The 17,768-nt window shown below is 73.1% G+C and carries 18 protein-coding genes; 9 read left to right on the top strand and 9 right to left on the bottom strand.

Annotation, left to right across the window (positions count from 1 at the left end; all coding sequences use genetic code 11):
• The first annotated feature begins 5 nt into the window (after window positions 1-5).
• The 3 genes from ACIBG4_RS04240 (at window position 6) to npdG (ending at window position 1,487) form a co-directional block, all read left to right on the top strand.
• A complete protein-coding gene (locus ACIBG4_RS04240) occupies window positions 6-239 on the top strand; it encodes an NUDIX domain-containing protein (protein ID WP_397200586.1) in 234 nt (77 codons plus the stop codon).
• Window positions 232-420, top strand: a complete 189-nt coding sequence (locus ACIBG4_RS04235) for a hypothetical protein (RefSeq protein ID WP_397200585.1) — start codon at window positions 232-234, stop codon at window positions 418-420. Before ACIBG4_RS04240 ends, ACIBG4_RS04235 begins: the two co-directional genes overlap by 8 nt.
• A 413-nt stretch (window positions 421-833) precedes the next feature.
• Entirely contained in the window at window positions 834-1,487 is a 654-nt protein-coding gene (gene npdG, locus ACIBG4_RS04230; protein ID WP_397200584.1) for an NADPH-dependent F420 reductase, read from the top strand.
• A gap of 30 nt (window positions 1,488-1,517) precedes the next feature.
• Here npdG and ACIBG4_RS04225 read toward each other — a convergent pair whose 3' ends face one another.
• The 6 genes from ACIBG4_RS04225 to ACIBG4_RS04200 all read right to left on the bottom strand — a co-directional run bounded on the left by ACIBG4_RS04225 (window position 1,518) and on the right by ACIBG4_RS04200 (window position 7,348).
• The gene (locus ACIBG4_RS04225) at window positions 1,518-2,123 is read right to left on the bottom strand and encodes a DNA-binding response regulator (protein ID WP_397200698.1); all 606 of its coding nucleotides are present in this window, start codon (window positions 2,121-2,123) and stop codon (window positions 1,518-1,520) included.
• A gap of 71 nt (window positions 2,124-2,194) precedes the next feature.
• Window positions 2,195-3,352, bottom strand: coding sequence for a sensor histidine kinase (locus ACIBG4_RS04220; protein WP_397200583.1), 1,158 nt, complete (start codon window positions 3,350-3,352; stop codon window positions 2,195-2,197).
• A 39-nt stretch (window positions 3,353-3,391) separates the two neighbouring features.
• Window positions 3,392-4,117 carry an ABC transporter permease gene (locus tag ACIBG4_RS04215; RefSeq protein ID WP_397200582.1) on the bottom strand — a complete coding sequence of 242 codons (726 nt, stop codon included), beginning with the start codon at window positions 4,115-4,117 and terminating at the stop codon, window positions 3,392-3,394.
• Complete coding sequence (locus tag ACIBG4_RS04210) at window positions 4,114-5,001, bottom strand: ABC transporter ATP-binding protein (RefSeq protein WP_397200581.1); 888 nt, start codon at window positions 4,999-5,001, stop codon at window positions 4,114-4,116. The genes ACIBG4_RS04215 and ACIBG4_RS04210 overlap by 4 nt, the downstream gene beginning before the upstream one ends.
• 45 nt (window positions 5,002-5,046) lie before the next feature.
• Entirely contained in the window at window positions 5,047-5,733 is a 687-nt protein-coding gene (locus ACIBG4_RS04205; RefSeq protein ID WP_397200580.1) for an alpha/beta hydrolase, read from the bottom strand.
• A 94-nt stretch (window positions 5,734-5,827) separates the two neighbouring features.
• Window positions 5,828-7,348 carry a PLP-dependent aminotransferase family protein gene (locus ACIBG4_RS04200; RefSeq protein ID WP_397200579.1) on the bottom strand — a complete coding sequence of 507 codons (1,521 nt, stop codon included), beginning with the start codon at window positions 7,346-7,348 and terminating at the stop codon, window positions 5,828-5,830.
• 60 nt (window positions 7,349-7,408) lie between these two features.
• Here ACIBG4_RS04200 and ACIBG4_RS04195 point away from each other — a divergent pair, with 60 nt between their 5' ends.
• Complete coding sequence (locus ACIBG4_RS04195; RefSeq protein ID WP_397200578.1) at window positions 7,409-8,584, top strand: trans-sulfuration enzyme family protein; 1,176 nt, start codon at window positions 7,409-7,411, stop codon at window positions 8,582-8,584.
• Window positions 8,585-8,622: 38 nt separating this feature from the next.
• Complete coding sequence (locus ACIBG4_RS04190; protein WP_397200577.1) at window positions 8,623-9,678, top strand: threonine/serine dehydratase; 1,056 nt, start codon at window positions 8,623-8,625, stop codon at window positions 9,676-9,678.
• A 171-nt stretch (window positions 9,679-9,849) separates the two neighbouring features.
• Here the strand turns inward: ACIBG4_RS04190 and panB are convergent, their stop codons facing one another.
• The gene (panB, locus tag ACIBG4_RS04185) at window positions 9,850-10,701 is read right to left on the bottom strand and encodes a 3-methyl-2-oxobutanoate hydroxymethyltransferase (RefSeq protein ID WP_310715206.1); all 852 of its coding nucleotides are present in this window, start codon (window positions 10,699-10,701) and stop codon (window positions 9,850-9,852) included.
• Window positions 10,702-10,833: 132 nt separating this feature from the next.
• Here panB and ACIBG4_RS04180 point away from each other — a divergent pair, with 132 nt between their 5' ends.
• The 3 genes from ACIBG4_RS04180 to ACIBG4_RS04170 all read left to right on the top strand — a co-directional run bounded on the left by ACIBG4_RS04180 (window position 10,834) and on the right by ACIBG4_RS04170 (window position 14,356).
• The gene (locus ACIBG4_RS04180) at window positions 10,834-12,048 is read left to right on the top strand and encodes an MFS transporter (RefSeq protein ID WP_397200576.1); all 1,215 of its coding nucleotides are present in this window, start codon (window positions 10,834-10,836) and stop codon (window positions 12,046-12,048) included.
• Between the two features lie 132 nt (window positions 12,049-12,180).
• Complete coding sequence (locus tag ACIBG4_RS04175; protein ID WP_397200575.1) at window positions 12,181-13,731, top strand: MFS transporter; 1,551 nt, start codon at window positions 12,181-12,183, stop codon at window positions 13,729-13,731.
• A gap of 7 nt (window positions 13,732-13,738) precedes the next feature.
• A complete protein-coding gene (locus ACIBG4_RS04170) occupies window positions 13,739-14,356 on the top strand; it encodes a TetR/AcrR family transcriptional regulator (protein ID WP_397200574.1) in 618 nt (205 codons plus the stop codon).
• Window positions 14,357-14,552: 196 nt separating this feature from the next.
• Here ACIBG4_RS04170 and ACIBG4_RS04165 read toward each other — a convergent pair whose 3' ends face one another.
• The gene (locus ACIBG4_RS04165; protein ID WP_397200573.1) at window positions 14,553-14,675 is read right to left on the bottom strand and encodes a hypothetical protein; all 123 of its coding nucleotides are present in this window, start codon (window positions 14,673-14,675) and stop codon (window positions 14,553-14,555) included.
• Between the two features lie 272 nt (window positions 14,676-14,947).
• Window positions 14,948-17,071 carry a hypothetical protein gene (locus tag ACIBG4_RS04160; protein WP_397200571.1) on the bottom strand — a complete coding sequence of 708 codons (2,124 nt, stop codon included), beginning with the start codon at window positions 17,069-17,071 and terminating at the stop codon, window positions 14,948-14,950.
• A 211-nt stretch (window positions 17,072-17,282) separates the two neighbouring features.
• Here ACIBG4_RS04160 and ACIBG4_RS04155 point away from each other — a divergent pair, with 211 nt between their 5' ends.
• Window positions 17,283-17,747, top strand: coding sequence for an SAM-dependent methyltransferase (locus ACIBG4_RS04155; protein ID WP_397200570.1), 465 nt, complete (start codon window positions 17,283-17,285; stop codon window positions 17,745-17,747).
• Window positions 17,748-17,768: the final 21 nt, after the last annotated feature.

Here is a 17,768-nt window from a genome sequence, read left to right as displayed (position 1 = left end):
TGCCGATGACGATCTCCGCTGACGACTCCGGTCCGGTCCGGATTGTGACGGCCGTTCTTCGCGACGGCGATCGGGTGTTGCTGTGTCGTCGAAGCGCCGGACGCCGTTGGTATCCCGACGTGTGGGACCTGCCGGGCGGTCATGTTGAGGAGGGGGAGGATCCGAGAGAGAGCCTTGTCCGCGAGCTTCGGGAGGAGTTGGGAATCACGGCCGGAGCCGTCCAGCCCGCCGATGCATGAGATCCGGACCGCGACGTTCGACATGCAGATCTGGTTGGTCGACAAGTGGACCGGAACACCCGTCAACGCCGCGCCGGATGAGCACGACGCTGTGGCGTGGTTCGAGACGTCCGACCTGGACAGCCTGCGTCTCGCCCATGAGTCGTATCTCTCGATGCTCACCGCCGTGCTCGTCACGTGACGCCGCTCCGGAAGCCAGGGGTGCGCGCTCATCGGCGGATCCGCGCACTCGCACCCGGCTCGGTTCATGATTGATTGCACGGACGGTGAACGGGCTCCGGAGCTACCGCCGGCGCCACCGGCCGGGGTGTCCCAGTCGAGCGTCTTGCGAGGTCCGGGCGTTCAGCCGACGATCCGGCATGCCTCCTGGTTGCTCAAGCCCTGCTGCACGAGCCGCAAGTATGCCGCCCGTTCGCGGGAAAGCGCCTTGCGGCCCCGAGTGCGTTCCCGGTCCTCGGATCCCGAAGTCCATCGCATTCTCTCATCTGCGGTGTTGCGACGACCACTAGAAGAGAAGCACTCGGCGGCCGGGGCCTTTTCGTCCCGGGTGGGGCCGCGCGGGGCCGGTGCGGAGGGGCTGGCATGATCGAGGGTATGACTGACGTGAGCGGGCTTTCCATCGCGATCCTGGGTGGCACGGGCGACCAGGGCAAGGGCCTGGCGCGGCGCTTCGCGCTGGCGGGGCACGAGGTGCTGATCGGCTCCCGGAGCGCCGAGCGCGCCCAGGAGGCGGCCGCCTCCATCGGCCCGAACGTCCGGGGCGCGGCGAACGCGGACGTCGCCGCCGAGGCCGGCATCGTGATCGTGGCCGTGCCGTACGAGGGGCACCGGGCGTTGCTGGAGTCGCTGCGCGACGAGCTGGCCGGGAAGATCGTGGTCGACTGCGTGAACCCGCTCGGCTTCGACAAGCAGGGCGCCTACGCGCTGCCCGTCGAGGAGGGCAGCGCCGCGCAGCAGGCCGCCGCCGTCCTGCCGGACAGCCGCGTCGTGGCCGCCTTCCACCACGTGTCGGCCGTCGTGCTGCTGGACCCGGCCGTGGAGAAGGTGGACCTCGACGTGCTCGTCCTCGGCGACGACCGGGAGGCCACCGACCTGGTGCAGGCGCTCGCGGACGTGATCCCGGGCGTACGCGGCGTGTACGGCGGGCGGCTGCGCAACGCGCACCAGATCGAGGCGCTGACGGCCAACATCATCTCGGTCAACCGCCGCTACAAGGCCCACGCCGGAATCCGCATCACCGACGTCTGAGCCTTACCGGGGTGCCGGACTCCCCGGGCGTCACAGCCAGCCGGCGTCCTCCGCGATGCGGATGGCGTCGATCTTGTTGCGGGCGCCCGTCTTCGTGATGGCGCTGGTCAGGTAGTTGCGCACCGTTCCGGCCGACAGGTGGAGACGGGCGGAGATGTCCTCGGCCGAGGCCCCGCGGGCCGCCTCCCGCAGGACCGTCGCCTCCCGGGGCGTCAGCGGGCTCTCGCCGTACTGCAGGGCCGACGCCACCAGCTCCGGGTCCAGCACCCGCAGCCCGGCGGCCGTCCTGCGGACCGCGTCCGCGAGCCGCTCGCCCGGCGCGTCCTTCACCAGGAACGCCTGGATGCCCGCCTCCAGGGCCCGCCGCAGCTGGCCCGGCCGTCCCAGCGCCGTGAGTACGAGGATCCGGCACGAGGGCAGCTCGCCGCGGAGCGAGGCGGCGGCGGTGATGCCGTCGAGGACGGGCAGGTCGATGTCCACGATCGCCACGTCGGGGCGGTGCCGGAGCGCCACCGGGACGATCTCGTCGCCCCTCGTCACCTCGGCCACCACCTCGATGTCCGGCTCCAGGCGCAGCAGGGCGGTGAGGGCGGCGCGGATCATGTGCATGTCCTCGGCCAGCATCACCCGGATCACGCCGGGCCCGCTCACGCCGGGCCCGCTCACGCCGTCCCTCGCACTGCCGCCCCCTCGCGGGTGCCGGTTTCTCACGCGGGTACCTCCATCGTCAGGCGGAAGCCGCCCGCGGGGGTGCGCGCGGCCAGCAGCGTCCCGCCGGCCTGCGCGGCCCGCTCCTCCAGGCCCGTCAGCCCGCCCCCGGCGAACCCGTTTCCGGCAAGCCCGCCCCCGGTGAACCCGGTGAACCCGGCGGCACCGGGCACGCCGTCGCCCGGTGCCTCCGGCGCCTCCGGTGCCTCCGGGACGCCGTCGTTGGCGACCTCCAGCCGGACGGCCCCCTCCCGCAGCGACGTGCTGATCGTGCACGTGGTCGCCGCGCTGTGGCGCAGGACGTTCGTGACGGCCTCCCGCACGGCCCAGGCCAGCGCCTCCTCCGACGCCCGGGGCAGCGTGACGTCCGCCAGGTGCACCTGGCAGCCCACCCCGGCCGACTCCAGCAGCGCCGCCCCACGGTCCGCCTCGCCCGTCAGGGACATCTCCCGGTAACCGCGCGCCACCCGCCGTACGTCCTGGGCCGCCTCCCGCGCCACCCGCACCAGCTCGCCCACCTCGCCCCGCGCCGCGGCCGGGTCCCGCTCCATGAGCCGGCCCGCCAGGTCGCCCTTGAGCGCGATCGCCGTGAGGCTCCGGCCTAGACCATCGTGCAGGTCACGCGAGATGCGCACCCGCTCCCGCAGGACGGCCGCCTCGGCCAGCTCGGCCCTGGCCTGTTCGAGGTCGGACGTCACCCGGACCAGCCGCACCAGGGCGTAGACCATGCCGCTGGTCAGAGGCACGGTCAGCCCGTAGAAGAGGGCGACGACGGCTATGGGGAAGAGCATGACGGTGTCGTACACCGTCATGAGGGCGACGAGCGGCCCGCCGAGGCGCAGCGGCAGCATCACCAGCACCGCCGCGCCCAGCATCGGCGCCGCCACACCGGACCAGCCGCCCGGCATGAACGGATCGGGCCCGTACGTGGCGACGGCCTGGACCACCAGTGTGAGGGGGAAGAGCGGCGGGCGCTCGTCGCGCAGGGCCGCCCGCATATTGACGGAGTGCATCGCCGCCAGGACGATGATCACTCCCGTCGCCAGGAGGCCGTAGCCGGGGCTGACCGTGTAGTAGAGCAGCCCGATGAGGGTGTACACGGCGGAGACGAAGGTGATCAGCACGCGGGCGAGCCGCTGGGCGGAGGAGGAGGTCATGTCCCGGCCATTATGTCCGGCTCCCGGTGATCGGCCCGCCTAGGACCGGCGGGGTTCCCAGCGGAACCAGAGCCGGATCGCGACCAGCCCCGCGACGCCCCACACGGCCAGCAGGAGCGCCGGCCCGGCCACCGCGCCGGTCCTGACGGCGTCCACCACGGCGGAGGTGGGCAGCAGGTCCAGCACGACGCCCACCCAGGACGGCAGGACCTGGCGGATCGGGCCCATCGCCCCGGAGGCGATGCCCGACACCAGGAACACCGGCATGCAGACGGCCCCGGCCAGCTCGGCACGCGGGATCGCGGCCGTGCACGCGGCGCCCAGCGTCGCCAGGACGAGCGCCCCGGCGACCACCCCGGCGCCGAACAGAAGGGGGTTCGCGGGATACGGCACTCCGGCGACCAGATGGACCGCCACCGCGCAGACCACGACGACGGCCACGGTCTGGGTGGCCGTGGCGGCGATCTGACCCGCCAGGATCCGGGCGTCGGTGAGCGTCGTGGCGCGCAGCCGCTTCAGCACGAGCTGGTCGCGGCGGGCGGACAGGGCCACCGCGATGTTCATGAACGCGGTGATCGACAGCAGCAGCGCGAGCGTCCCGTCGAAGATGTCGGCGGCGGCGCTCACGCCGTCGGCCTGTACGTGCCGCATGAGCAGCGGCAGGCCGATCGCCAGGCCGGCGGGCGTGACCACGGAGCCGATCAGCAGCCCGCGGTCCTGCCAGAACAGGCGCGTGCCGAGCCGGTAGGTGGCGGCCAGGGTCATCGGGTCCTCCTGGGCAGGTCGAGGAAGAGGTCTTCGAGGGTGGCCGCGCGGACCTCCAGGCCCGGCAGGCGCAAGCCCCGCTCGGCGGCCCAGCTCAGCAGCGTCTGCGCCGCCAGGTCCGGGTCCTCTGCGCGGCAGGCCGCCTCGGCGCCCTCCACCGTCACGGGAAGCGGCAGGTCGGCGGGGTCCACGCCGGCGGGCAGCCGGAAGGACACCCGCCCGCCCCGCGCGGCGAGCGTCTCGGCCATCCCGCCGGAGGCGACGATCTCGCCCTCGTCCATGATCGCCATGGCGGACGCCAGCCGCTGCGCCTCCTCCAGGTAGTGCGTGGTCAGCAGCACCGCGGTGCCGCGCCGGGCCAGGTCGCCCACCACCTCCCAGGTCGCCGCGCGGCCCTCGGGGTCCATGCCGGTGGTCGGCTCGTCGAGGAAGAGCACATCCGGCCGGCCGAGCAGGGCGAGCGCGAGGTCCAGGCGGCGCTTCTCCCCGCCCGAGAGCTGGCGCACCTTGACCCCCGCCCTGTCCGCCAGCCCGGCGAGCCGCAGCGCCTCGTCCCGGGGGCGCGGCGCTGCGGTGAAGCCGCGCCACGCGTCGACCGTCGCCGCGACCGTCAGGTCGGGGAAGAATCCCGCCTCCTGCAGCATGATCCCGGTGCGCCGGCGCACCTCCGCCCGCCGGGTGACCGGGTCGAGCCCGAGCACCCGTACCGACCCGCCGTCCGGCCGCCGGAACCCGGCCAGCACCTCCACGGTCGTGGTCTTGCCGGCGCCGTTGCGGCCGAGGAGCGCGAACACCTCACCGGCGGCCACCTCGAACGAGATGCCCCGCACCGCCTCGAACGGGCCATGGCTCTTCCTGAGCCCTTCCACGCGAATAGCCGTCATACCGGCGACTATTCCGGGGTGTTCAGGAGCGCGGCAGTGAAGAATTCACGACTTGCGCGACAACGTCAGCAGCGCGTCGGCGACGGCCTCCGGCTCCACCACCTGGTGCAGGTGCGCGCCGGGGATCCTGGTCACGGGCCAGCCGCGCCGCGCCGCATCCTCGGCCATCACGTCGTACGGCGGGCCGTACCAGAGGTACGAGCACCTGACCTCGTCCCAGCCGGCCGGGACCGGGATCGCCTCGGTGTAGTAGGCGAGCGGCAGCCGCGGCTGCTCCTCCACCACCCGGGCCCGCGCCGCCGCGTCGGGCAGCATCCCGGCGACGACGTCCTCGCTCCACCAGTCGGTCCACCGCGGCAGCATTCCGTCATCGCCGGCCAGCCCGCGCAGGAACTCCAGGTCCGCCTCCTCGGCCGCCCGCACCAGCCCCTTGCGGGGCGGCACGGGGGCGTCGGCGAGCACGCACGCCACCACCCGGTCGCCCAGCCCCTCCTTGACCACCGGGGCGAACAGGCCCGCGTTGCTGTGCGCCACCAGCACGAGCGGCGTCTTGGGAGCGGCGTCCCGCACGGTCTCCACCACCCGGGGCCAGGTCGGCGACCCGGCCCGGGCGACCCCCGTCAGGTCGGGCACCACGGCGCCGTGCCCGCGCCGCTCCAGCGCCGCGGCGACGGGCGCCCAGGTCGAGGGGCCCACGGACGGGCTGTGCACGAGTACGAAGGTCGTCGTCATGCTCCCAGGGTGACAGCGGCCGGGAGCGGCGGGGCGCGCTGTCAGCTCACAGCGCAGCCCGTACGGTCGCCGTACGGGCTGCTGGAATCCGGGGTCAGACGACGAGCGGGTGGCGGTGGGCCGGGCGGCGGCTGCCGTCGTAGGCGTCCCACGCCGCCGCCAGGCCGGCGACCGCCCGCGCCAGCTCGTCCGGCGGGAACAGGAAGTGCAGCCGCATGTGGTCGGCGTGGCCGCCGAGCGGGTCGAACGAGCGTCCCGGCGGCACCGCCACGCCATGCCGGAGCGCCACCTGCGCGTAGGAATCGACGTCGCCGCGCGGGATCCGGACCCAGATCGTCTGCCCGCCGCTCGCCCGCTCGAACGACCACGACGGCAGGCGCGCGGCCAGCTCCGCGCAGAGCAGGTCGTGGCCGGCCCGCAGCTCGCGCACCCGCTCGGAGCGGATCTCCGGCAGCCGCCGCAGCAGCGCCGCGGCGGCGATCTGGCTGACCACCTCGCCGCCCAGGTCGTGCACGGCGCGCAGCCGGGCCAGCCGCGACACCAGCGGGGCCGGGGCGCGCACCCAGCCGACCCGGAGGCCGCTCCACACGAGCTTGCTCAGCGAGGCGATGGTGATGACCTGCTCTCCCCGGGTGTACGAAGCCACGGGCGGCGGGGTCTCGCCCGAGAAGCACAGCTCGGCGCAGACCTCGTCGTCGATGAGCGGCACATCGTGCTCGCCGGCCAGCCGGGCCAGCCGCCTGCGGTCACCGGTGGCCATGGTGGCGCCGGTGGGGTTGCCGGCGGTGGGGACGGTGTAGACGAGCGACGGCCGCTCCCGTAGGGCCGAGGCCAGGTCGGGCACCGCGCCGGGCACCGAGGCGTCGAAGGCGCCGAGGGCCACAGGCCGCACCACCGTGGCGGCGTGCCGGAACACCTCCAGCGCCCCCGGGTACGTGGGGGACTGGGTCAGCACGGTGTCGCCCGGCGACAGCAGCAGCCCCGCCAGCAGGGTCAGCGCCTGCTGCGCGCCCGTCGTGACCAGGATCTCGTCCGCCGTCGTGGGCAGGCCCCGGTCACGGTAGTAGGCGGCCACGGCCTCGCGCAGCTCCGGGTTGCCCGCCGGCTGGTATCCCAGGTCGCGGACCCGGGCCAACCGCCCGATCGCCTCCTCGTACGCCTCCGCCATCGCCGCGGGCGGCCGGTCGGGCGCGGCGCAGGTGAGCAGGCTCACCCCGTCCGGGGGGTGCAGGATGTGCAGCAGGAGGGGGTTCGCGCGCACGCTGTCGGCGGTTCGGGAGGCGGGCAGCTCCAGCGGCGCCACCCGGGTGCCGCTGCCCTGCCGGCGCGTCACCCGTCCCTCCTGCTGGAGCAGGTCGTACGCCGCCACGACCGTCCCCCTGCCGACGGCCAGCCGCCGCGCGAGCGTCCGGTCCGCCGGCAGCGGCGTGCCGGGCGCCAGCACCCCGTCGTCGATGAGGGCGCGGAGCCGGCCGGCCAGCAGCAGGTACAGCGGCCCGCGACCGGACGCCCACCGGCCGAGCATGTCGACCAGGTCATCCATGCCCGCCGTGGCCCCCAGGACGGCCGTGGCCGTCGGCTCCGCCGTGGCGTTGCTCACATTGGCCCCATTCATGGACCAATTCTGTGTCATTGGATCTGACAAAAGCCACCTCTTCCGGACATCCTTGACGACATGACCGAACTCCGTCCCGAGACCCGCGTCGTCCACCTGCCGCAGCCGCCCGTCGAGCACAGCCGGCCGATCACGATGCCGATCTACCAGACGTCCGGGTTCGTCTTCGACGACCCGGCGGTGATGGCCGACGCGATGGGCAGCCCCGACGGCCCGTTCGTGTACGGCCGCTACACCAACCCCACCGTGCGCGCCCTCGAGGACGCCGTGTCCGGCCTGGAGGGCGGCGCCGGGGCGTTCGCCACCGGGTCCGGCATGGGCGCCATCAACACCGTGCTGTTCGCCCTGCTCAAGCCCGGCGACCACGTGATCGCGCAGAAGTCCCTGTACGGCGGGACGGCCGCGATACTCAACGAGCTCGCCGCCCGCTTCCGCGTCGAGGTCACCCACGTCTCCGAGGCCGACCCGGACGCGGTCCGCCGGGCGGTGCGCCCCGAGACCAGGCTGCTGTACCTGGAGACGATCTCCAACCCGATGGTCCTCGTCGCCGACCTGCCCGGGATGTGCGCGACGGCCCGCGAGCTGGGGCTGGTCTCGGTGGTGGACAACACGTTCGCCTCGCCGGTGCTCTGCCGCCCGATCGAGCACGGCGCCGACGTCGTCGTCCACTCCACCACCAAGTACCTGTCGGGGCACACCGACGTCGTCGGCGGCCTGGCCGTCTTCCGCGACCGCGAGCTGTACGACAAGGTCTGGCACTTCTCCACCGCGCTCGGCGCCTCGGCGGACCCGTTCGCGGCGTGGCTGACGCTGCGCGGCCTGCAGACGCTGGGCCTGCGCATGGAGCGCCACTGCTCCAACACCCGCCTGCTCGCCACCCGGCTGGCCGAGCACCCCGCCGTCGCCGCCGTCCACTGGCCGGGGCTGCCGTCGCACCCGTCGTACGAGCTCGCCGGCAAGCTGCTGCCGGACTTCGGCGGCGTGTTCTCCTTCGACCTCGTGGGAGGCCGCGCGGCGGGGGAGAGGTTCATGAAGTCCGTACGGCTCGCGCTGCTGGCCCCGTCGCTGGGCGGCGTCGAGACGCTCACCATGCACCCCGCGACCACCTCGCACCGCTCGCTCAGCGCCGAGGAGCTGGCCAGGCACGGCATCGACGAGGGCACGGTACGTCTCGCGGTCGGCATCGAGCACCCGGAGGACCTCTGGGCCGACATCGAGCAGGCGTTGGCAGACTAGGCCGGAGCCCAGAGCGTGTACGACGGAAGGACGGCCCCATGACGGTGACGTACGAGGACGTGACGGGCGCGGCCCGCCGCATCGCGGGGCATGTGCTGCGCACGCCGGTCCTGGAGGTGTCGCCGGGGCTGTTCCTCAAGCTGGAGCAGCTCCAGCACTCGGGGTCGTTCAAGGTACGCGGGGCGTTCAACCGGATCCTGTCCGCGGGGGAGCTGCCGCCGGCGGGCGTGATCGCGGCCAGCGGCGGCAACCACGGCCTGGCCGTGGCCCACGCGGCCCGCGCGCTCGGCGTCCGGGCCGAGATCTTCGTGCCCGAGGTGACGAACCCGGTCAAGGTGGCCGGTCTGCGGACCCTGGGCGCGGAGATCCGGCAGACCGGGGCCATCTACGCGGAGGCCGCCGAGGCCGCGGCCAAGCGCGCCGCCGAGACGGGCGCGCTCGCGGTCCACGCCTACGACCAGCCCGAGGTGATCGCCGGCCAGGGCACCGTCGGGCTGGAGCTGGCGGAGCAGGTGCCGGGGGTGGACACGATCGTCGTGGCGGTGGGCGGCGGCGGCCTGATCGCCGGCGTCACCCTCGGCGCGGGAGCCTTGAACGCGGGAGCCCTGACCGCGGAGGCCATGAACGCAGGAGCCCTGACCGCGGGGTCCTTGACCACAGGGTCCCTGACCGCGGGGGCCCTGGGCGTGGCGTCCTCGGACGCCGGGGCGCCCGGCGACGGGACGGCGGGGCCGCGGATCGTCGCCGTGGAGCCGGAGCTCATCCCCACCCTGCACGAGGCGCTGCGGGCCGGGAAGCCGGTGCAGGTGCCGGTGAGCGGCGTGGCGGCCGACGCCCTCGGCGCCAGCAGGATCGGCGACCTGGCCTTCGGCGTCTGCTCGCGGGCGGGCGTCCGCAGTGTGCTCGTGCCGGACGAGGCCATCGTCGCGGCCCGGCGCACGCTGTGGGAGCGCCACCGGGTGGTGGCCGAGCCCGCGGGCGCCACCGCGTACGCGGCGCTGTTGTCGGGCGCGTACACGCCGGCACCCGGCGAGCGGGTCGCCGTCGTCGTCTGCGGCTCCAACACCGACCCGGCCACCCTGAACGCGGAGTGACACCGCGGCTCCCGCGCTGACCCGGCCACCGTGAACGCGGAGTGACACCGCGGCTCCCGCGCTGACCCGTCCGCCCTGAACGCGGAGTGACACCGCGGCCCGCGCGTTGACCCGCCACCATGAACGCGGCGTGACCCCGCCGCGGCGAGAAGCCGCGGCGGGGACGGCGGGTCAGCGGTAGGTGTGCTCGCGGGCCGGGAAGGCGCCGGTGACGACGTCCTCGGCGAAGGCGCGGGCCGCGCGGTCGAGGTCGCCGGCCAGGTCCGCGTACGTCTTGACGAACTTCGCCGGGCGCGGCGTCAGCCCCATGAGGTCCTGCCAGACGAGCACCTGCGCGTCCGTGGCCGGCCCCGCGCCGATGCCGATCGTGGGGATCGACAGCGACGTCGTCACGCGTTCGGCCAGCTCGGCCGGCACGCACTCCAGCACCACCGCGAACGCGCCCGCCCGCTCCAGGTCCTTGGCGTCCTTCATCAGCTCCTCGCCCGACTCGCCGCGCCCCTGGACGCGGTAGCCGCCGAAGACGTTGACCGACTGCGGCGTCAGCCCGAGGTGGCCCATGACCGGGACGCCGGCCGACACCAGCGTCTCCACCTGGGGCAGCACCCGGTGTCCGCCCTCCAGCTTGACGGCGTGGGCGCCGGCCTCCTTCAGGAAGCGGGCCGCCGACTCCAGGGCCTGCGCCGGCGACGCCTGGTAGGAGCCGAAGGGCAGGTCGGCGACCACGAGCGCGCGCGAGGAGCCGCGCACGACGCCGGCCGTCAGCGGCAGCAGGTCGTCCACGGTGACGGGGACCGTGGAGTCGTAGCCGTACACGACCATGGCCGCCGAGTCGCCGACGAGCAGGACCGGCACGCCCGCCTCGTCGAACACCCGTGCCGTCATGGCGTCGTAGGCGGTGAGCATCGGCCACCGCTCGTGGCGCTCCTTGGCCGCCGCCAGGTCGCGGACGGTGACGCGGCGCCCGGTGGCGCCGCCGTACAGGGTGGTGGGAGGGGGTGGAGGCAGGGTGGAAGAAGACATGTCGAACGCTCCAGAAAGGTCTCGAGGCGCCCCAGCGGCGTACCCGGACCCTTCGATGATGCCATCCGCGAAAACCTGTGGCGAGACTGTCGGTGCCGCTTGCCACAATGGGTGCGGAGGTAAGTAATCACCATGGCTCTCGAACCTTACCGGCGTCTGCTGCGGCTGCCCGGCGTTCCCGTCCTGCTCCTCGTAGGACTGCTGGCCCGCGTGCCGTCGACCGCGACGGGCATGGCGCTGACGCTGCACGTGGTCGAGAGCATGAAACTCGGCTTCGGGCAGGCCGGGCTGGTCACCATGGCCAGCACGGTCGGCATGGCGGTCGGCTCGCCGCTGTCCGGCAGGCTCGTGGACAAGCATGGGCTGCGCCCGGTGCTGGCCGTCACGACGGGGGCGCAGGCCGCGTTCTGGGCGTGCGCGTGGGCGCTGCCGTTCCCGGCGCTGGTGGCCGCGGCGGCGCTCGCGGGCCTGCTGGCGCTGCCGGTGTTCAGCGTGATCAGGCAGTGCCTGGCGGCCATGGTGCCGCTGGAGCAGCGCCGCATGGGCTTCTCGCTCGACTCGATGATCGTCGAGCTGTCCTACATGACGGGTCCCGCGCTGGCCGTGGCCGGCGTCACCACGCTGGGCAGCGGCCCCACCATGGCGATCATCGCGGGTGGCATGACGGCCGCCGGCCTGGGGCTGATCGCGCTGAATCCGCCGACCCGCTCGGCCGAGGAGCTCGCGAGGCCGGAGGCCCGCGTGCCGCGCCGGCGGTGGCTCACGCCCGGCCTGGTCGCGCTGCTCGGCACCGCCGCCGCGGCCACGTTCGTGCTGACCGCGAGCGAGCTGGCCCTGGTCGGCACCATGAAGAACGCCGGGGAGACGGCGTGGGTGGGCCTCGCCGTCGCCGTGTGGTGCGTCTACTCGCTGGTGGGCGGGTTCGTGTACGGCGGGCTGAGCCGGGGGTTCTCGCCCCTGGTGCTCATCGCGCTGATGGGGCTGCTGACCGCGCCCGTGGGCCTGGCCGGGGCCGACTGGCGCTGGCTGGTGCTGGCGCTGCTGCCCGCCGGCCTGCTGTGCGCGCCGTCGCTGTCGTCCACGGTCGAGGCCGTGAGCGGGCGGGTGCCCGCCGGGGCGCGGGGTGAGGCGATGGGCCTGCACGGCACCGCCCTGCTGGTCGGCGGGGCGCTGTCCGCGCCCGTCGCCGGCGCGATCATCGACGCGCACGGCCCGGCCTGGGCCTTCGCCGTGGCCGGCATGGTGTGCGTGGTCATGGTGGCCGTCGCGGTGCCGTTCTGGCGCGGGCGCGCGGTGAGCGCCGCGTCGGCCGTGGCGGAGGAGCCGGCGGCCGTCTCCACGCGCTGACGGGGCGGCTGCCGTTCGGGTTCCGTTCACGAGCTCGACCGAACCAGTTTCGAAACGACACCGTCGCGTATCGGAATATCATGCGATACGGTGGCGTTGCGAAACTTTGACGTATCGAAATGAGGAGTTCGCATGGAAACCCACGCAGGCCATCCGCGCCGGTGGACGATCCTCGGTGTGCTGGTCTTCAGCCTGCTGGCGGTCGTGCTCGACAACACCATTCTCAACGTGGCGATGAAGACCATCGCCGACCCCGTCCACGGTCTGGGCGCGACGCAGAGCGAGCTGGAGTGGGCGATCAACTCCTACACCCTGGTGTTCGCCGGACTGCTGTTCACCTTCGGCGTGATCGGTGACCGCACCGGCCGCAAGCGGATGCTCTTCGTCGGCATGCTGCTGTTCGGCCTCTCCTCACTGGCCAGTGCCTACTCCCAGGATCCCACCCAGCTGATCCTGGCCCGTGCGGCGATGGGCATCGGCGGCGCGGCCATCATGCCGGCCACCCTGGCCATCATCTCCAACGTCTTCCCGCCCTCCGAGCGCGGCAAGGCGATCGGCATCTGGGCGGGCGGCGTCGGGCTGGCCGTGGCCATCGGCCCGATCACCGGCGGCCTGCTGATCGAGAAGTTCTGGTGGGGCTCGGTCTTCCTCGTCAACGTGCCGATCGTGATCATCAGCATGATCCTCATCGGCGTCATCGTGCCCGAGTCGCGTGACCCCAAGCCGTCCAAGCTCGACCCGGTCGGCGTGCTGCTGTCCATCATCGGTCTCGTCGCGGTCGTCTACGGCATCATCCGCGGCGGCGAGCTGGCCACCGTCACCGACCCGGCCGTCTACCTCCCCGCCCTGGGCGGCGTCGCGGTGCTCGCCGTGTTCGCCTGGTGGGAGCGGCGCATCGACAACCCCGTCTTCGACGTCCGCAACTTCGGCAACGTCCGCTTCAGCTCGGCCATCGGCATGATGGGCATCGTCTTCTTCGCGATGATGGGCGGGATGTTCTTCCTGACCTTCTACCTGCAGATCGTGCTGGGCTTCAGCCCGATCCAGGCGGGAGCGCTCATGATCCCGTTCGCGGCGGCGCAGCTCATCTTCGCCCCGCTCAGCCAGCGCGTGAATCAGCGCTTCGGCGGCAAGCTCGCCTCCGGCGTCAGCATGGCCGTGATCACTCTGGTCCTCGTGAGCTATGCGTTCCTCGACCAGAACACGCCTGTCGTGCTCATCGAGGTGATCTTCTTCATCCAGGGCGCCGCGATGGCCAACATCATGCCGCCCGCCACCACCGCGATCATGGAGTCGCTGCCCAGGGAGAAGGCCGGCGTCGGCTCGGCCATGAGCAACACCGTCCGCCAGGTGGCCGGCGCGCTCGGCGTGGCCGTCCTCGGCTCGGTGCTGTCCTCCAGCTACCGCGGCGAGATCGCCCCGCACCTGACCGGTCTGCCCGAGGCCGTGCGGCACGCCGCCGGTGAGTCCCTCATGGCGACGGACGCCGTCTCCCACGCGCTCGGCGCCCGCGGCCAGGGCCTGATGGAGCCGGCCTACGACGCCTTCATCCACGGCATGCACATCACCGCCCTGGTGTCGGCGGCCATCGCGCTGCTCGGTGTCGCCGTGGTCGCGAAGTGGATGCCCGGCAAGCCCGCCCCCGTGCAGCAGGCGGAGGCGAAGGAACCAGCGGTAGTGTGAGGCCGCGATGACGATGCAGGAGATGGCGCAGGGAACGGCGGCGGCCGCCCGTCCGGCGGGCCGCCCCCGCAGTGAGAAGGCCGAGAAGGCGATCGTCGAGGCGACCCTCGACCTGATCGCGGAGGGCATGGGCGTGGCCGAGCTGTCCATCGAGGCGATCGCCTCAAGGGCCGGAGTCGGCAAGACGACCATCTACCGGCGCTGGTCCAACAAGGAGGACCTGGTCGTCGACGCCCTCGCCACCCTCAAGGCCCCACCGCCGCCGGTCGCGGGCGTCTCGGTCCACGACGACCTGGTGACCCTCCTGTCGGCCATGCAGGACGAGAAGCGCAAGTCCCGCACCCGCTGCATCATCAACATCGCCATGAGCGACGCCGACCGCTACCCGCGGCTCATGGAGCGGTTCGTGAAGATCGCCATCGAGCCGCGCAGGCAGGCGGTGCGCGACGTGGTCCAGCGTGGCATCGACTCCGGTGAGCTCAGGCCCGACGTCGACGTGGAGGTGGCGCTCGCGACCCTGTCGGGCGCCATGCTCTGGCACACCAAGTGGGGCAACGGCGACGTCACCGACGACTTTCCCACCCGGGTCGTCGACCAGATCCTGAGCGGCCTGACCAACCGCTGACCGCCCTTCCCTCCCTGTCCCCTTTCTGATCCCTTTCTGTCACGGCCGTCCCGGCTCCCGCCCGGGGCGGCCGTCGCCGTCTGCGGACGGCCGTACCGCGACCCGGCCCGGCCGCGGGCCTGGCCTTCGACGCCTTCCGCAAGCAGCTCACCACGGCCACCGGCCGCCGCGGGAATGTCGCGACGGCGTCCGCCTGTCAGCGGAGCACGTTCCACCGCTCCTCGCTGACCTGCTTGAGCACGGTCCGGACGAGCAGGACGCCCATCCCGGCGACGACCAGCAGCCCGATGGCGAGAATGAGAATGAAGCCGATGTTCATGAGATCCCCCAGTCTTCTCGTTACCGATCCTTCGGCGGCAACCGGGCATCGGTTGCCTTGCGGAGCGGTGAGCTTCTGGAGGGGCGGGCCGGTCATGAGGAAGGCCCGGGAGCTGGAGCACCAGAAGGCCCCAGGGGACCTCCTTGGATTCGAACCAAGGGAGAAGGAAGCTCCCGGATGGCCTCATGACCGGAGTGCGAGGAGAGCGGGAAGGCTGGAATCAAAGAGAGTTGAGAAGGAAGCCCTCCCATGGCCTCGCTGGCAGAACCGTATCAGGCAGGGACGATCTCGTGCAGTGTCCCCGGTGTGTACACCCGCGACCCCGGCGGCAGCCCGGCCGGCGCCTCCAGCCCGATGTAGGTGGTGTGCCCGGCCGACGACGCCTTGCCGCGCAGCAGCCCCGCCAGGTAGCGGACGTTCAGGTAGCCGCGTTCCACGATCGAGCGCACCAGCAGGGACGTGCTCACCCGGTTGCCCTCCACCTGGTTGAAGCCGGGATGCCCCTTCAGGTAGAGGTGCAGCCACTTCACCCGCCATCCGCCGTCGTCGCCGCGCAGGAAGACGAGCGGCAGGGCGACCCGGCCGGAGCCGCGCAGGTCGGACTTCATCCGCACGGTACGCGGCTCGAAGGGCCTGCCCTGCTGCTCGGCGTCCCTGGTCATGTACCCGAAGAACGCCTCGGCGGCCTGGTCGAACGGCTCCCCGGCGAAGATGTTGACCTGGGGGATGACGATCGGCCGGGTCGCGTCGGCGAGACGGATGTCGATGAACTCCGACGCCCCGGCGGGCGCCTCGGTGAGGTCGCCGGAGTACTCGGCGAAGCCGTTGGCGTAGTTCGTCCATGACACGTGCGTCGGACTGCCGTAGGAGGCGTCGAGCATGAGCGCGGACAGGTCGTAGTCGGTGCGCCGCGCGGCCTCGCGCCAGTGGACGAAGAACCGCAGCAGCTCGCCGTCCACCGCCGAGAGCGAGCCGCGGGGCAGCATGCCGAGCCCCGGCGAGACGGCCTTGCCGGACAGCGGCAAGGCGACGTCGAGCATGGCGGGATCGACCATCAGCTCGCCCGGGTCGGGCAGGCGGCGGGTGATCTCCTCGTCCAGGACGGCCAGGGCCCGCGCCAGCACCTCCTGGTCGAGCGGCGGACGAGAGTCGGGCGCCGTCGTCCACGCCCTGCCGAACCGGTTGACGAAGGTGCGGCCGGCGGCGGGGGAGAGCCGGTTCTGCAGGTGCTCGCGCAGGGACAGCAGGACGCGGCCGGACGCGCCCGCAGCCGCCCGCTGCGTGGCGTCCAGCACGGCCGACGCGGACGGGGCGGTCCGCAGCAGGTGGTCCACGCGGCGCAGCAGCGCGCCGGGCGCGTTCTCCAGGAGCCGGACGGCTTCGGTGGTACGGCCCGCCGCCAGGGCGGCCTCCACCCGGCTGTCGAACCCGGCGGCCTCCCGCGTGCCCCTCGCCACCTCGAAGACGCCCGCGGCACCCGGGAACCGCGGGTACTCGTGGGGGTGCAGCCGCTCGCCGAGCCGCTTCCACTGCTCTCGGTGGCGCGGCACGTCGCCGAGCCGGGCGGGGGAGGCGACCGTGTCCAGGGCCTGCAGCAGGGCACGGCGCTCGGCGCGGCGGAACGAGCGGAACCTCGTCGGCACGGCCAGCGTGACGTCACCGCCGGAGCAGGCGCAGGCGAGCCGCAGCACGTCGGTCACCGTGTCGACGAGCAAGGGCAGGCCGGCCGCCAGCCGCGCCTCGTTGACGACGGCGCGGTTCTCGCGCACCGGGATGCGCTCCGGCTGGTCGTCCTGGCCGACGCAGAAGGCGGCCAGCCGGCGCAGCGCCGCCAGGTCCTCGGCGGCCAGGGGCGTCTGCGAGCCGGCCAGCGACAGGTAGAGCTCGCGCGCCTCCGACTCCAGGCTCCCGCCCAGCTCCAGTACGGTCACCCGGTCCCCGGCCGCCCGGACCAGCTCGGCGTGCGCGGCCAGCAGGTCGGCGTAGGTGTGCGGGTAGCGGCCGTAACCCGGCAGGGACAGCAGGTTCAACGTCGGCGCCTCGACCCGCGCGGCGGCGACCGGGTCGAGCAGGGCCTCGTGCAGCAGCCCCGCCCAGAACTCCAGGGTGTCGGGCACGTTCGCCGGGAAGTCGATGAAGTAGGCGTTGTGCTCGACGTGGTCGCCCACCAGGCGGCGAACGGCGTCCAGCACCCGTACGCCGAGGTCCAGCACGCTCTCGCGGCGCAGCCCCGACAGGCGTTCCAGCAGCGCCGGCGAGCACGTGAAGCCGGCGCTCAGCAGCGCGGCGTCGAGCTGGCGGGCGGCTGTCCCGCCCCAGCCGGCCGGGTCGGCGGCGGGGGCGTCGACGGGGACTCGTAACCGCCGGGCGATGACGAGGCTCTCCAGAGTGTCCACGAACGCACCATATAGCCGGCCCACACCCGCAGGCTGGGGGTTTTCAGACGGACGATCACCGGCCCGGTCCGCGTGCCCGCCCTCGTCCGAGAGACCTCGCGTACCTATACGGCGGTCGATCACGGGGCGCACTCCTGTCCATCGTGACGGATTCGGCCCACGACCGCCTCCGCGTACGGTCATGGCACTTGCCCCCACATGAGGAGTCCCCATGAACATCGTGACCGTGGAGCCGGTGGGCGTCGTCGTCGGCGGGCGCGCCGAGGCGTTCGACGACGACTGGAACACCGAGGAGGCGCTGATCCGCCTCGACGGGACCCGCTTCGCGCCGGACTCCCTGGCCGGCCTGGACGCGTTCTCGCATCTGGAGGTGGTGTTCCAGTTCCACCTCGTGGATCCGGCTTCGGTCCACACCTCGGCCCGCCGCCCCCGCGGCAATCCGGACTGGCCCGCGGTGGGCATCTTCGCGCAGCGCGCCAAGAACCGCCCGAACCGGCTGGGCGTCTCCCGCTGCCGCCTGCTCGCCGTCGACGGTCTCGACGTCCGCGTACGGGGCCTGGACGCCATGGACGGCAGTCCGGTCCTCGACCTCAAGCCGTACATGGCCGAGTTCGGCCCGCACGGTGAGGTCGTCCAGCCGGCCTGGGCGACCGAGCTGATGCGCGCCTACTACTGACGGTCCCCGGCGGTCCCCCCG

This window comes from Nonomuraea sp. NPDC050383 (assembly GCF_044459125.1).
GTDB lineage: Bacteria > Actinomycetota > Actinomycetes > Streptosporangiales > Streptosporangiaceae > Nonomuraea.
The sequence above is the reverse complement of the archived record's forward strand: the minus strand, read 5'-3'. Positions and strand labels throughout refer to the sequence as shown.

Bases quoted from the DNA above. Each gene is read 5' to 3' on its own strand.
- ACIBG4_RS04220 (WP_397200583.1), bottom strand. From the start codon at position 3,352: ATGACCTCCTCCTCCGCCCAGCGGCTCGCCCGCGTGCTGATCACCTTC.
- ACIBG4_RS04190 (WP_397200577.1), top strand. From the start codon at position 8,623: ATGACGGTGACGTACGAGGACGTGACGGGCGCGGCCCGCCGCATCGCG.
- ACIBG4_RS04240 (WP_397200586.1), top strand. From the start codon at position 6: ATGACGATCTCCGCTGACGACTCCGGTCCGGTCCGGATTGTGACGGCC.
- panB (WP_310715206.1), bottom strand. From the start codon at position 10,701: ATGTCTTCTTCCACCCTGCCTCCACCCCCTCCCACCACCCTGTACGGC.
- ACIBG4_RS04235 (WP_397200585.1), top strand. From the start codon at position 232: ATGCATGAGATCCGGACCGCGACGTTCGACATGCAGATCTGGTTGGTC.
- ACIBG4_RS04170 (WP_397200574.1), top strand. From the start codon at position 13,739: ATGACGATGCAGGAGATGGCGCAGGGAACGGCGGCGGCCGCCCGTCCG.
- npdG (WP_397200584.1), top strand. From the start codon at position 834: ATGACTGACGTGAGCGGGCTTTCCATCGCGATCCTGGGTGGCACGGGC.
- ACIBG4_RS04165 (WP_397200573.1), bottom strand. From the start codon at position 14,675: ATGAACATCGGCTTCATTCTCATTCTCGCCATCGGGCTGCTGGTCGTC.
- ACIBG4_RS04205 (WP_397200580.1), bottom strand. From the start codon at position 5,733: ATGACGACGACCTTCGTACTCGTGCACAGCCCGTCCGTGGGCCCCTCG.
- ACIBG4_RS04195 (WP_397200578.1), top strand. From the start codon at position 7,409: ATGACCGAACTCCGTCCCGAGACCCGCGTCGTCCACCTGCCGCAGCCG.
- ACIBG4_RS04215 (WP_397200582.1), bottom strand. From the start codon at position 4,117: ATGACCCTGGCCGCCACCTACCGGCTCGGCACGCGCCTGTTCTGGCAG.
- ACIBG4_RS04155 (WP_397200570.1), top strand. From the start codon at position 17,283: ATGAACATCGTGACCGTGGAGCCGGTGGGCGTCGTCGTCGGCGGGCGC.
- ACIBG4_RS04210 (WP_397200581.1), bottom strand. From the start codon at position 5,001: ATGACGGCTATTCGCGTGGAAGGGCTCAGGAAGAGCCATGGCCCGTTC.
- ACIBG4_RS04200 (WP_397200579.1), bottom strand. From the start codon at position 7,348: ATGAATGGGGCCAATGTGAGCAACGCCACGGCGGAGCCGACGGCCACG.
- ACIBG4_RS04175 (WP_397200575.1), top strand. From the start codon at position 12,181: ATGGAAACCCACGCAGGCCATCCGCGCCGGTGGACGATCCTCGGTGTG.
- ACIBG4_RS04180 (WP_397200576.1), top strand. From the start codon at position 10,834: ATGGCTCTCGAACCTTACCGGCGTCTGCTGCGGCTGCCCGGCGTTCCC.